Origin of the sequence: Bacillus cereus group sp. MG4, from assembly GCF_040460055.1 — a bacterium.
Lineage (GTDB): Bacteria > Bacillota > Bacilli > Bacillales > Bacillaceae_G > Bacillus_A > Bacillus_A wiedmannii.
Window position 1 is genome coordinate 551,868 of sequence record NZ_JARVGZ010000001.1, and the last position, 14,218, is coordinate 566,085.

The following is a 14,218-nucleotide window of genomic DNA, read 5'->3' on the forward strand; positions in this document are numbered from 1 at the left end:
ATAGAGGTTAATATGAAAGTAAATCAATTAATTGCTAATAACATAAATAAATTAGATACAGTGATTCCATTTAATAAGTCGTTTGGAATCGCTGGTTTATCAGGATCAGGTAAAACAACCTTTTGTCAAACGATTGGTGAAGAATCAAAAAAACGATTAGTTTCTTTATTGCCAAAGGCTGAATATCAATATTTATTTCCTAACATTATGGAAACGAATTTTAGTGCTATTAAGATAGAAGATATGCCTTTAGTTCTTTTTCTAGGAAAATCATCGATTTCTTCCAATCCACGTTCAACAATCGGTACACATACTGGTGTTTTCACAGAGGTACGCGAAAAACTTGCTGATGTATTTCATCTTTCACCTGAGGTTTTTTCATTCAATAACCAGTTAGGCTGGTGTACTGGCTGTAAAGGCCGAGGTACTACTAAAAATATTGAGTGTAAAAAATGTAAGGGAAAACGTTATAGCGAAGAAATCGAACAACATACGATAGATTTATTTGCTAAACCACATACAATTTCAAATATTAATGATTTAAGTGTTGAGTCTATTCTTTCGTTAGCGGAAGAGTTAAATATTAGTGAAGCAAAGCAACATATACTGCAAAATATAATTAATATGAACATTGGTTATTTAACATTAAATCGAATTATGGGTACGTTGTCAGGTGGAGAGTTAACAAGACTATATTTGGCTGAATTCATGGCAGTAAGCGAAAATGCTGTAATTATTATTGATGAGATTTCAGTTGGACTTGATCATGAAACATTATTACAAATATTAGAAGAGATTAAGCAGTTAGGGTGTAAAAATCAAATTTGGCTCATTGATCATTCAGATACTGTACTGGATACAACAGATGAGCAATTGTTCTTTGGACCTGGTAGCGGAAAATATGGTGGACAAATTGTGAAAGAATCGCCAAGACCAAAACCAATACTGTCGGATCTAAATAAAGAAGTACCAACAGAATATTATACATTCCAAGAATTATATTGCCGTAATATCCAAATGGCGGAGTTTCAGATTCCTAAAAATAGGCTTGTAACAGTTACTGGAGAATCTGGATGCGGGAAATCTACACTTGTCAATGAATGTTTAGCTACAGATTTCTTGAAACGATATCCAAAAGATAAATTAGTTATGGTAGGACAAGATCGAAATCAATCCATTACAAGTCGATCAACTGTAGCCACTTTCCTAGATATTAAAAAGAAACTCACAAAGTATAGTGAAGAAATCGATGATATTTTCGAGCGCTCGATTGAAGATATTATTGATGAACTTCCAAATGAAGATATTGCGTATAAACGCTTGAGCCTATTAATTAAACTAGGACTTGGCTATTTAACGTTAGAACGAAAAACACAAACATTATCAACGGGTGAGTTTCAATGTGTTCACTTAGTTTCGGAGTTATTTGCAAACACAAGAAATCCACATACATTATTTATTTTTGATGAACCTTCAAAGGGGTTATCACAAAATATTTTAAATCAATTTATAGATAGTGTTAGAGGGATATTGCAAGATGAATCAGTTTCTATCATTATGATTGAACATAATAGTTACATGTTAGAAAGCTCTGATTATATTGTAGATTTTGGGAAGAGACAGCTTGAATCTATAAAGCATCTTGATGTAGTAAGTCATGAAGATTATTATCGTCAAAAAAGCAGTGTGAATTATGCTGAGCAAATACATATTTCTTCAGCACTTAAGCATAAAGAAGGCGTTCACTATTTAGAAGAAAATCATATTCACTATTTTAAAAATGCCGAAAACATTTATAAGGGTGGTATTTTAAAAAGTTTATCATCAATGGCCCGTTTAATTTATAGTGAATATGAATCTAATACAATTGCACCTGTTGTTGCTATTGATCTTGAAAGACATTTATATAGTCAATATAGTTTCTTATATGAAATTGGTGGATTAATTAATCATATTGTAGCTGCTCATCCAACTAATAAAGATACGAGAAGTTTTGATTTCTATTCACAGGACAACCATTGTCCATCTTGTTCTGGACGTCTTCAAATTGAAGTTTTCGATAAAGATATTACAATTCAAGATAAAAACGTTCCATTTTGGGACGGTTTATTCGATCCGGAAATCATGAAAGTATTAAAATTTTATCAATATGAAAAAATAGAATTTCTATTTGCAGAAATTAAAAATGAGCTTGGTCACGATTTATCAAAGAGCTATAATGATATGTCAGAAGAAGAAAAGCATACGTTTTGGTACGGATATTTTGATAAATCATTTTATGATAAAAAAGGAAAGACACGCAGAACATGGGTAGGATTTAATACGATTATTGGTGGATATATTGTTATTTCAAAAGCAGCTATTAAAGAAGAAATTAAGACTTCTAAAGAAAAGATGACATGTCCAATTTGTGAAGGGACGGTATTAAATCATCATAAACCGCTTAAATTTGGTAACTTCGATATTCGTGAAATTATCAATCAACCTATTGATGAAGTGTTGAAGATAGTCGGTGATTTACCTGCACTTCAAAAATTAAAATCTATTGTTAGTGGCGATATGATATTGACAGAAGATGTTTCTTTACTGCCAAGAAAAGCACAAGTTGCACTGAAAATGTTTGAATTAGAACAGGCAAGCTTTTCAAACTACGAAATGGTGTTACAAAATGTCTTACCATTCCGGGATGAAATAAAAGGAAATATCGAATCCATTAGTGTTAATAATCAAGTAACTGTTTGTGATTTCCCTAATGTTTATGAAACGAGAGAAAATATTATAGATAAGTATTTCACAAATGGTAAATATAAAAAACTTACGTATGTATATGAAGCGTTTGGATACAAAAAGTTAGTTACCCAAATTAATAAAATTAAAAAAAGTAATCCATGTCCATTCTGTAAAGGAAAGAAAGTTATAACGGAAGATAATCTACATGATGGTGTATTTAAACTAACAATCTCATGTGTAACTTGTAATGCAACTGGTATTAATGACGAAGGACTAAAAGAAGTTGTTGCGCAAATACCAATTTTTAATCGCATTCGCGAATTGGATAAACGAGATATGATGGCGGTTTATGAATGTCTTGAGAGTAATCAGTAAAGTTTTATTAGTTTATGTGTTATTAACATAACTTATATAAAACGTATATTCTTTATAATGTATATATTAACGCAGTATGATTAATACAAGGTAATGAAAGAAGATTCAATTTCTTAATATCAAAATTAAGAAATTGGATCTTTTATTATTTTTATGTCCCGCATACGATATTTTTCACTAAGAGAATAAGAAGGTAAGGAGATATAAAAAACTAATAGGGATAAATAGTTGATATATTATGTAATTATTATATTATAAAAATGATGAATAAAGGTGAAAACAGTTCATAAGTAAACATTGTACTTATCAATCTTTTTGTTTTATTATCTGATTTTTTAAATTTAACAGAAATATATACTTGAATGAAGTATATATTTCTGTTAAATTTATCCTATGGATAGAACAAGTTTAATTAAAGGTCATTTAGAAATGTGTGTATTATCTATTTTGTCGAAAAAGAAAAGTTATGGTTATGAGATTATGAAAGAACTTGAAGTAAACAATTTAAAATTGAAAGGAGTAGGAAGCATTTATCCCATTTTAACTAAGTTGAAAAATCAAGAGTGGGTTAATACTTATCAAGAAGTAACAGACAATGGTAAAGTTAGGATTTATTATGAAATTAATGAAAACGGAAAAATACGTCTTGAGAAGAAAATTAACGAGTGGTTAGAATTGCAATCGGATATTCAAACATTATTAAAAAGTGGTTTGAAAGGAGACCTTCTGAAATGGGGAATAGATTGATAGGTAAAGAAAAGCAATTTTTAACAGATGTACTTAAGGAATTAAAGCAATACGATATTAGTTTAGAAGAAATGGAAAATGTTAAGAGACAAATATTAGAACATATTCAAGAATGTCGTGAACATGGTGAAGATAGTATAGATGATTTAGGTACACCTCAGTTATTTGTTCAAGATTATTTAGAAATAAATGAGATTGATTTACAAGTTAAAATGAAACAACTTAAAAATGAAAAGGGGAAATTAAACACATCTATCTTACGCGGCATATTCATCGCAATTATTACTTACCTCATCTCGCAAACTACATTCACAATATTTTTAACTAGATCATTTAATCCAACTAATAGTAAAAATACATTTCAGTATAATCTTTTATATCGTATTTCAGAAAATCAATGGTGGAATTCATTATTAATAATGATTAGTTTTATGTTCTCTGCAGTAGTATTTATTAGTTTAGTAAGTTATAAAAGACGAAAGCTGTCTAAAGCATAATGAAGAATACGATCTATAAAATGTCTCTAATTTATATTCTTTGTAGTGTATTAATGTTATGTATTACAGATTCAAAAGTTTATGCTCAGCAAAATATTAAAATTGCATTAGATAAGTATATTGAAAAATTTATAAAGGAGCAGAACATTCCAGGAGCTTCTGTTGCAATTGTACATAAAAAAGATGTGTTTTTCACAAAAACGATGGGGACTACTGGAGAATCTGAAAAAAAGATAACTAGTAAAACCCCATTTGCAATCGGCTCAATAAGTAAATCTTTATCAGCTTTAGCTATAGTGAAATTAATAGAAGATAAAAAATTAAAATTAGAGGATCCAGTTCAACGGTATCTTCCTTGGTTTAAACTAAAATATCCTAAAATATCCTCAACTATAACAATCCAACATCTACTAACTCATACAAGCGGAATCAGTACATATGAGGGCTTAGCATTATCAGATAAGCAATCCGAAAAGTCTACAGCATTACAAGAAAATGTAATGAAACTATCAAATATAAAATTAACTGCTCCACCAGGTGAAAAATATCAATATAGTAATGCGAATTATATAATACTTGGTGCGCTTATTGAGGCCGTCACAAATGAAACATATTCATCATATATGGAAAAGCATATTTTTCAGCCATTAAATATGAATGGCGCGGCAGCAAGTAAAGAAACTGCATATGAAAAAGGTTATTTAACAGGTTATCAGTCGTGGTTTGGCATACCAAGAAAAAGTGTAGTGTCCTATGATAATGCAGGGGCACCGTATGGCTATATTACTGCAAATTTAGAAGATATGATTCAATATATTATGTTTTTGAATCGGCCAGAGGATGCTCAATTTTTAAAGCAAGAAAACATGGATCTTTATCTGTCACCACTTTATAAAATAAATTCAGAAAAAAGTTATGGTTTTGGATTAAGAACAACAAATATAAATGAAAGCGAAACGATGATTTGGCATTCAGGATCAACGCCTGATGCTCGTGCAGAAATATTTATTTTAAATAAAAGTGGCTGGGGTGGTGTGATTTTAACAAATAAAAATCATGTATTAGAAGAATCAGCACTATCGGTATTGAAAAATGGGATTATTAGTATTTTGAATGGAGAAGTACCGGTTGATCCTCCAACAAACATACCATTTATACAAATTGTTATGTCTATAGTTATATTCGCGCTTTTCATTATATCAATTATGTTAATTAAAAAATATAAACATAAGAAAACTGTTAAAAGACTAACTTGGTTATTTATAGGGAATCTATTCCTACTATTATCTATTATTTTCATTCCAATTCTTACTTATAGTACAAGATCACCATGGCATACGATTAAAATCTTTGCGGCAGATGTAGCTTTACTTATAAGTATTATAGTAATTTTATTAGCTGTGAACGGATTAATATCAATCTTTATAGCCTTAAGAAGGAAAAGGATATAAAGGTAAATAATTAAAGAAATATAATTTAAGCGTTATAAACAGTTGACTCTCACACAATGTCATTGTTTAAGATAAAGTTGAGCTTCGAAGTAGATGTAATTCATAGGAGGAAAACATGTTTAAAATAGGGGATTTTTCAAAATTATCTTCCATTAGTATACGAATGTTGAGACACTACGATAAAGTGGAATTATTACAACCAGTAAAAGTTGATGAACAAAGTGGATATCGATACTATTCAGCAGCCCAATTAAAGAAAGTAAATCGAATTCAAACGTTAAAAGATATGGGATTTAATATTGCTACAATTAAAGAAATAGTAGAATCCGATAATATAGATGGTATTAAGGAACAATTTTTAAATCGTAGTGCTCAAATTATGGAAGACATGAATAACCTCCAAAAACAATTACGTCTTCTCGAAACCTCAATGAAAATGATGAGAGAGGATGCTGTTGAGATGAACTATCATGTTTCAATAAAAGAAATTCCAAAAAGAAATGTAGCTAGTGTTAGAAAGATTATTCCATCATATAATTGCGAAGGGGATGTATGGAGTATATTAATGCAAGAAATTTATATGAAAAATATTAGTATTGCCCATCCGAGTTATAGTATTGCGGTCTTCCATGATCGCGAATACAAAGAAAATGATGTAGATGTAGAAATACAGTTAAGTATTTTAGGTAAACATGAAAATAAAAATGATGTTACATTTAAAAATATTGAATCAACTCATGTAGCCTCTATAACAGTTAATGGAAGTTATGAACAAATGACAGCTGTAAATGAGGCTGCAGCAAAATGGATTGAGTCAGAAGGTTATGAATTAGCAGGCCCGATGTTTAATATTTATCATGTGAGCCCAGCGATGGAATCGGATCCTAATAAGTGGGTTACAGAAGTTTGTTATCCAGTTAAATGATGATAAAAAAAATGGCATTAATTATATGCCTTTTTTCTTTATAAATATATCCATAAATATCAAGACAAGTTGCGACTGCCAAAAAACGAATATAGATTTACTTTTAAAAGCAGCGAAAGAACATAATCTATGCTTAAAAGACTGTTTTCTTATTGGAGATACAGGGAGTACGGATATGATTGCAGCTAAAAGGGCGAATATGAAAAAGATTTTGGTACGAACAGGATGGGGAGAAAGCTCATTAACAAAGTATAGAAATTAGTGGATAGAAACGGCGCCTACTTATATAGCGCAAAACCTACTTGATACTGTGTGTTGGATTGAAGATAATTTAAATACATAATAAAATTATAGTAAACTATTTTATTCAAAGGTCGTTAGGAGGGGGAATATTGATACATATAGATAAGAATGTGCGAACAGCTGGTGCGTATGTAATATATAAGAATTTATTTGTTTTTCAAGTTGGTCCAACGAATAAAGGTGATACATTAGGTGTAGTAAGGCTCGGAGGACATAAAGAAGGGGATGAAACAGCAGTAGAAACAGCTAAAAGAGAAGTGAAAGAAGAAGCTGCTATCGATATTACCATTTTGAGTTCGCCAAGTATATATTACAAAAAGAATTGGAGTGCACAATCAAAGAAAATAAAGGTAGAAAATGAAATCAATCCAATATTAATTATTGATAGTCCACATGAAACTTTATCTATTATGTACATGGCGCATTCAAAAAATGTACCCAATCCCTCTTCTGAAACGAATGGATTATTATTAATTTCAGTAAGTGATATTAAGTTAATTTGTAATAAGGAAATAACACTAAATGATTATATTAAGCAAGGTGGAATGGCTATATTGAAAGAAAAAATGGATAAAGAGTTAATCTTACAACCTTTCCCGCAACTTAAGTTTTTAGAAGAACTTTTAAAAGAGGATCCTGTATTATTTCAGCAGTTTCTAAATTAGCAGCAAAAAGGAAAATTTAAAAGGGGATTTTGTTTTAAATAATTTCTTTTTAAGTGTATATCCTCCATTATGAAACAGTATATTGCCTGTAGTAAAAGTATTTTGCATTAAATATAGTTTATTTGATTATGTAAAAACAGTCCGTACTGTTTTAGATAGTGGCGAAGAAGAAGAGATATTGATTATACAGATAAATGAAATATAAATTTATTATGTAAACTGTTAGTGCACATGGAATATATTTTCCTTATAATTTGTATTTTATAATATATAATAGAAATTAAGAACATTTTGTCAGTTTTGAATGAATAAACGACCTTAATTTGAAAGGAGTGATGTTTTATGAACAAACAGAAGAAAACAAAGTACGAGGTAAAAATAATTTGAGTATGCGTATCATACCTCTATAAACTACGTTCGTTCAAAGCTAGGAGCAGCGCATGATAAATATTACAATAGGAAAAAATCAATACCCAATAACATTAGTTGAGGATCATAATTTTGATTGGTTAAAGGGTGTAGAAGTATTTACTGTTTTTGATCAGCAAGACTCAGGAAATATTAGCTTTGGTATTATTGAAAATGGACACCGTACTTTTTGAAGTATGCCGGTGCTTGTAATTTAGAGTACAAAGGTAATGTAGAGAACGCAATCCAGCGACTAAAGAAAGCAAAAGAAGTGTATGAACAAATTCAACATCCTTTACTAGTTTCATATATTAATTCTATTCAAATGCAAAATGGATTTTGTTTAAGGTTTCATTGGGTTGATGGGGAATGCATGCACAATCATTGGGACTTTACGCCGTTTGAAAAGCACCATGCACCAAATTCGCCTTTTGTTAAGCTAAGACAATTATCCGTGACGGAGAGACTTAACATATTGACACAAATTTTTGAGTTTGCAATCTACGTGGAGTCACTAGGCTATGTCATGGTTGATTTTTATGACGGCAGTATTTTATTTAATTTTGAGCAATCAAAACTTACGATTTATGATATTGATTTCTTTCAAAAAAAAACCTGTATTCAATGAAATTGGGGAGGATTTTTGGGGAACAAGTCGCTTCAAAGCACCGGAGGAATATGAACTGCATGCACAAATTACAAGTGAAACGAATGTATATGTGTTAGCTGGAATTGCTTTTGCCTTTATCGGTGGAAAAAATGATAAAAGTTTTGAAAAATGGGAAAGCACTCAAGAATTATATAATATATGTAAAAAAGCGCTACATAAAGAAAAAAATAAAAGGTATCGTACTATTCAAGCATTTTATGAAACTTGGCTTACAAATATAGAGTAAATAATTGATAATACATTTTAATATATAAGTATCAACAAAGGGGAACACATAAAATGAATGAACTAGAGTATAAAAGCTTCTATGATAAAGTAGGAAGATTAAATGGATGGGATTTTAGTAAAATAAAATGCGAAACTGTAGGAGATGCATGGGACTTTTATAGCGAAGTAAAAGAAAGGTGCAAATCAACGGACGTTTTACTTGATGTTGGTACAGGTGGAGGAGAAAATGTACTTAACATAGCATCTTCAGCCAAATTATTAATTGGAATAGATAATTCTAATGGCATGATTGAAACGGCACATTCTAACTTGAAAAAATCAGCTGTGCAAAACGTTGAGTTTACTCAAATGGATTCTGAAGCTTTAGCGTTTCCGCATGAGCATTTTGATATTGCTTCAAGTTGTCATGCACCATTTGTAGCAACTGAATTATCAAAAGTAATGAAAAAAGGTGCTTTTTTCTTAACACAACAAGTTAGCGAACATGATAAATTAAACCTTAAAGAAGCATTTGGTAGAGGACAATGCTTAGGTGAAAAAGATGGAACTTTAAAAGAAAAGTATATGAGTGAACTTATTAGTGCAGGATTTGAACTTGTGCAAGTACGTGAATATGATGTTACTGATTATTTCCGTACTCCTGAAGATCTCATTTTCTTATTAAAACATACGCCTATTATTCCTAATTTTGGAGAAGAGGAAGAGGATTTTACTATTTTGCAAAAGTTCATTGACACAAATCGTTCTGAAAAAGGGATTCGTACGAATTCAAAAAGATTTATGATAATTGCTGTGAAATCTTAATGTATTTTATTGTAAAAGCTGCTTTTCGTTTAAGGAAAGGCAGTTTTTTTATATAGAAACAATGCAGGGGTAACTTGAAAAAATAGAAATAAGTAAAGTGTTAATCAAAAAAATGAAATATGGAAGATAATTGTTTTGAAACGTTACTGTACTAACAATGAAAGAAGCTAACATATTCATACTAAAGTTGTAGTTTTTAAATAAAAAATCAACCCTTCCGTTTGATTTTATCTATTTATAAATGTAATACAATACGAATAGATAATAAGAAATTAGGGGGAATGTAACGTGATTACACATATTTCAGATATAAAACTACAAACGGTTTCCATAGAAGGGGTAAAACAAGTTTATAAGGACATATTATCTTTTCCAATAAAAAAAGAAACAGCATCATTTATTCAATTTGAAGTAACACCGTACACAACAATTAGTTTTCAAGAAGTATACGAACCAATTGCACCTGCTCACTTTGCTTTTGAGATTCCATATTCAAAATTTCATGAAACTGTAAGATGGCTTGAAGAGTCTGGATTACTCATTGTGAAATGGAAAGATGGTCATACAATTGATGAAGAGAGCGGCCGATTCAACTTATATTTCAGAGATGGTGATGGAAATCTACTCGAAATTATCGCACATAGTTATGTTAAAGAAGATGTATTAGTACCGCATTCACCATTAAACGTTTTATATGTAAGAGAAATCGGTCTTCCCGTTAAAAGTGTACCTGTTTTTACGGAATGGTTGAAATTAAATCTAGATATGAAAACAATGGAAGATGGGGATATTTTCAACTTTGTTATAGGTGGAACTGCCTATGTCGTCGCAACTTGGTGGCAGCGACCTTGGATTCCAATTGCGATGAAAGCTTTACCACTAAAAGTACACGTATCTTTCGGAACAACAGATCAAGCATTTTTACAGCAAATCCAAATTAACTTTAAGAAAAATAGTGTACCATTTCAAAGTAAACATAATGAAGTATCATTTATTGAGCAGGGATATGCATTTTCAATTGTGCATACACCAAATTTCCTTTCCGATATTCCTAGTAAATTAAATTTACCACTTTCTATTTAAGGATAGAAAGTGATAAGTTTTTTATATTTTTGTGGAGAAGGGTTTCAGCATAATTACACTGAATTTATAGGGGAGTATAATGTGTCAGCTTAATTTACAGTAAGGAGAGAAATGAATTGAATTTAGGAAATCCGATAGCTAAAGGGAATACAGCAGAAATCTATCTCTATGATACTAAGGTTGTAAAATTATTTAATGAATATCTGCCTGATACAGAGTCTATTAATGAAGCAAAAAAACAAAAATATGCTTATTTATGCGGACTATCAGTTCCAAACGTATTTGAAGTGACAAAGATAAAAAATAGACAGGCAATTATTATGGAATATGTAAAAGGGGACAGTATAGGTGATCTCCTGCTTAATAATCTAAATGAGGCGGAGCATTACATAAATATATGTGTTAATGAGCAAAAAAAGATTCATGCTATACGTGTGAATACGGATGAAATGGAATCAATGAGGAAAAGGCTAGAGCGTCAAATTAAATCTGTACATAAATTAGATGAAAAACAAAAGGGAAATATATTGAATAAGTTACATTCAATCAAATTTGAACCTAGATTATGTCATGGGGATTTCCATCCGTTTAATCTAATTTTGAATAATAAGAACGTGAATATTATAGATTGGGTTGATGCTAGTTCGGGTGATTTTCGTGCAGATGTGTTTCGAACATATTTGTTGTACTCACAATCCTCGTTAGAATTAGCTGAAATGTATTTACATATATATTGCAGTCGTACCGGCTTATCAAGAGATGAAGTTTTTCAGTGGGCTCTCATTATTATTACAGCTAGATTTTCTGAGAAAGTAAATCCGCAAAATGAAGTGTATTTAAACAGATTATTGATTCAGTATTTATAAGTAAATAAAAAGGTTGTCTAGTAGCTAATTAATAAATGCTGTTGTTTAACTAAAGTTTCCTTGTAGTTAAACAACAGCATTTTTAAATATTGATATAGGTATATTTATTTTCGATCTTCATTCTATAGAGATTCATTATCCGTACTTGTTCCTCAGTTAATTCTTCTTTATCCCAGTACATATGCATTAAGCTATATTCAAAAATCTCCTTTAATTTAATAAACATTGGAAACTTGTCTATCATCTCTTTAGGTAGTTCATTTTCCTCTTGATACCCGGCAAATATTGCTTTTGTAATAGAATGCTCATAGTCAACGATATTCCCATTTCCAGCAAATGAATATTCTAACGCACTATAAATAGGAATAGCTAAATCAAATATATAAAAATGTTTTTCACAGTCTTGAAAATCAATCATTGTTAAGTTTGAATTGTTTTCAACTAAAATGTTTTCTAACCATAAATCGCCGTGAATTAAGCCGTAATTTGAAGTGGATTTTTGCAACTCATTTATAGAAGTTAAAACGTTAGATGCAATTTCTCTTATAGTAGTTTCTTCTTTAGGGATATACTTAAGAAAATTATATTCTTCATTCTCATACCAGTCGTTTATATGTTTAACCTGTTTAGTCTTTTCAAAGCTTTTAGAAATACGATGTAATTGTCCAATTTGTTTACCCAGCTTTTTAAATATATTAGAGTTCCATTCGCGCCTTGGTAGATTTATACCGGGAGCAGCTTTATATAGTACAGCAAATAGCTCTTTGCCTAATGTTAATTTCTCTACTAAATTTCCATTAAGAGAAGGTAATATTGGAGGAACTGCTAAACCATTTTGATATAAAAAGTTTGTATATGTAACTTCTTCTATCTGTTCTTCATATGTTTTGTAGTTTGTAATTCTAATGAAGTAAGTACCTTGTTCTGTGCGACAACGATACATTTCATTCGTTATGGATTTAATGTTAATAAAATTTAATGGATATCGTTCATTTATTAATTGAAGTATTTCTTTTTCTAGCTCGTTCATTGTAATGTCCTTTCCAAACTTTAATTTTTTAATTAGAGAATTTAAAGAGTCTCATTTTACAAAATTCGTGTTTCATATTCGAAATCCTTTAAAATAAAATATGATGTAAATTGACTTTTAAAAAATGGTAAGGTGTGTCCGTCATACTAATTCGCGCTAAATTGAAAAATGAATAGAAGTTATGACAAAATAAGATAGATGAAAAAACATAAAATTAATATTTACATATAGATTTTAAGGGTTTTAGTGAATGGCTCATGTTATAAAACACAAGAAATATCAAAAGAAAGAAACGAATTTCTCCTATACTTTTAAATAAGGAGTGAAGAAAATGAATGAACATATACAGCGGATGATTGATTGGATTGAGCTCAATTTAAAAGAAGAATTTTCATTAAATGAATTATCCCGTTATATGGGATATTCTCCGTATTACTGTTCTTTTAAATTTCACCAGGTTACAGGCATTAGTATTAGACGCTATATTCTTTTAAGAAGATTGTATTTATCTACTGAGGATCTGACGAATGATAAAAAGATAATAGATATCGCATTGGATTATGATTATTCTTCGCAAGAGGCTTATAGTAGAGCTTTCAAAAATATTTTTGGAATGAATCCAAGAGAATACCAACTTAACAAAATGCCTATTCAACCATTTGTTAAACTCAATATAAATAAAGAAGGGGAGTTTAAGATGAATCTTTCTAGAAAAATAGAGGTTGAACAGTTACGTAATAAGAATAGTGAGCTATTTGATAAAGACGTACTTAACATATTGAATGGTCAAATGATGTATGAAGAATTTAAAGCTGAGAAGCTAATGGGTGAGTCTGATTATGCTCCATTTAACGAAGCAATGTGTGTAAATACGGCTACTACACAAGTTTTTAATGAAGATTTTATTAATATAAGAGCAGAAGGACACAACAGTTCAGTAGAAAGTTATACAAAAAAGGTAATAGATCCGTTAGAAAATCTTTTTACGAAAAAGTATAAATATATTGTTTTATGGTTTGGTGAAGATATGTTTTGCCAAATGAATCTACTTACTATACTTTCATACCTGGAACAGTCTTGCTATGAAGGGAAAGTATACTTTAATAGCTTCAGAGAAGATGAATTTAAAGTAAGTCAAACTGAAATGAAGTTAGGAAACTATCACTGTGCATATAAAGAAGTATTGGTAACTCATGAAAAACCTTCTGTTGAATTACTGCCAGTAATGTATCAGTCTATAAATCTATATTTAGAAATGCTAAAAGAAGATAATACTGTAATGAAATTCATCTCTAAAAATAAAGATTTATCAACTCAAGAATTATTAACAAAGTTGTTTCAACTCTTTCCGACAATCGGATATGGTGATTCTCAGTACATAGAACTGATAAATAAAATAAAGAAGAAAGCTGAACCTAAAATATAGGAACAGCTTC

Annotated in this window: 14 protein-coding genes; 13 read left to right on the top strand and 1 reads right to left on the bottom strand. The window is 30.2% G+C overall.

Annotation, left to right across the window (positions count from 1 at the left end; all coding sequences use genetic code 11):
- The first annotated feature begins 12 nt into the window (after positions 1-12).
- The 12 genes from QCI41_RS02780 to QCI41_RS02830 all read left to right on the top strand — a co-directional run bounded on the left by QCI41_RS02780 (position 13) and on the right by QCI41_RS02830 (position 11,752).
- Positions 13-3,105, top strand: a complete 3,093-nt coding sequence (locus tag QCI41_RS02780; RefSeq protein WP_353838430.1) for an ATP-binding cassette domain-containing protein — start codon at positions 13-15, stop codon at positions 3,103-3,105.
- Between the two features lie 393 nt (positions 3,106-3,498).
- The gene (locus tag QCI41_RS02785) at positions 3,499-3,852 is read left to right on the top strand and encodes a PadR family transcriptional regulator (protein WP_353838429.1); all 354 of its coding nucleotides are present in this window, start codon (positions 3,499-3,501) and stop codon (positions 3,850-3,852) included.
- Entirely contained in the window at positions 3,837-4,349 is a 513-nt protein-coding gene (locus tag QCI41_RS02790; protein WP_353838427.1) for a hypothetical protein, read from the top strand. The genes QCI41_RS02785 and QCI41_RS02790 overlap by 16 nt, the downstream gene beginning before the upstream one ends.
- Positions 4,349-5,800: a serine hydrolase domain-containing protein gene (locus QCI41_RS02795; protein WP_353838425.1), complete on the top strand. Its 1,452-nt coding sequence runs from the start codon at positions 4,349-4,351 to the stop codon at positions 5,798-5,800. Before QCI41_RS02790 ends, QCI41_RS02795 begins: the two co-directional genes overlap by 1 nt.
- Before the next feature lie 115 nt (positions 5,801-5,915).
- Positions 5,916-6,725, top strand: coding sequence for a MerR family transcriptional regulator (locus QCI41_RS02800; protein ID WP_353838422.1), 810 nt, complete (start codon positions 5,916-5,918; stop codon positions 6,723-6,725).
- 25 nt (positions 6,726-6,750) lie between these two features.
- Positions 6,751-6,987 (top strand): HAD hydrolase-like protein, encoded by a 237-nt coding sequence (locus QCI41_RS02805; RefSeq protein WP_353838420.1) that lies wholly within the window; start codon positions 6,751-6,753, stop codon positions 6,985-6,987.
- 130 nt (positions 6,988-7,117) lie between these two features.
- Positions 7,118-7,693 (top strand): NUDIX hydrolase, encoded by a 576-nt coding sequence (locus QCI41_RS02810; RefSeq protein ID WP_353838418.1) that lies wholly within the window; start codon positions 7,118-7,120, stop codon positions 7,691-7,693.
- 440 nt (positions 7,694-8,133) lie between these two features.
- Complete coding sequence (locus QCI41_RS30620) at positions 8,134-8,295, top strand: hypothetical protein (RefSeq protein WP_483299059.1); 162 nt, start codon at positions 8,134-8,136, stop codon at positions 8,293-8,295.
- Between the two features lie 327 nt (positions 8,296-8,622).
- Entirely contained in the window at positions 8,623-8,997 is a 375-nt protein-coding gene (locus QCI41_RS30625; RefSeq protein WP_483299058.1) for a hypothetical protein, read from the top strand.
- Positions 8,998-9,050: 53 nt separating this feature from the next.
- Positions 9,051-9,803: a class I SAM-dependent methyltransferase gene (locus QCI41_RS02820; RefSeq protein WP_353838417.1), complete on the top strand. Its 753-nt coding sequence runs from the start codon at positions 9,051-9,053 to the stop codon at positions 9,801-9,803.
- Positions 9,804-10,091: 288 nt separating this feature from the next.
- On the top strand, positions 10,092-10,886 hold the full coding sequence (locus QCI41_RS02825) for a VOC family protein (protein ID WP_353838416.1): 795 nt from the start codon (positions 10,092-10,094) through the stop codon (positions 10,884-10,886).
- Positions 10,887-11,002: 116 nt separating this feature from the next.
- The gene (locus QCI41_RS02830) at positions 11,003-11,752 is read left to right on the top strand and encodes a phosphotransferase family protein (protein WP_353838415.1); all 750 of its coding nucleotides are present in this window, start codon (positions 11,003-11,005) and stop codon (positions 11,750-11,752) included.
- Between the two features lie 82 nt (positions 11,753-11,834).
- On the opposite strand, the gene QCI41_RS02835 is transcribed toward QCI41_RS02830, so the two are convergent.
- Positions 11,835-12,782 carry a phosphotransferase enzyme family protein gene (locus QCI41_RS02835; protein ID WP_353838414.1) on the bottom strand — a complete coding sequence of 316 codons (948 nt, stop codon included), beginning with the start codon at positions 12,780-12,782 and terminating at the stop codon, positions 11,835-11,837.
- A gap of 331 nt (positions 12,783-13,113) precedes the next feature.
- Between QCI41_RS02835 and QCI41_RS02840 the strand changes: the two genes are divergently transcribed.
- Complete coding sequence (locus QCI41_RS02840) at positions 13,114-14,208, top strand: helix-turn-helix domain-containing protein (RefSeq protein ID WP_353838413.1); 1,095 nt, start codon at positions 13,114-13,116, stop codon at positions 14,206-14,208.
- Positions 14,209-14,218 lie beyond the last annotated feature (10 nt).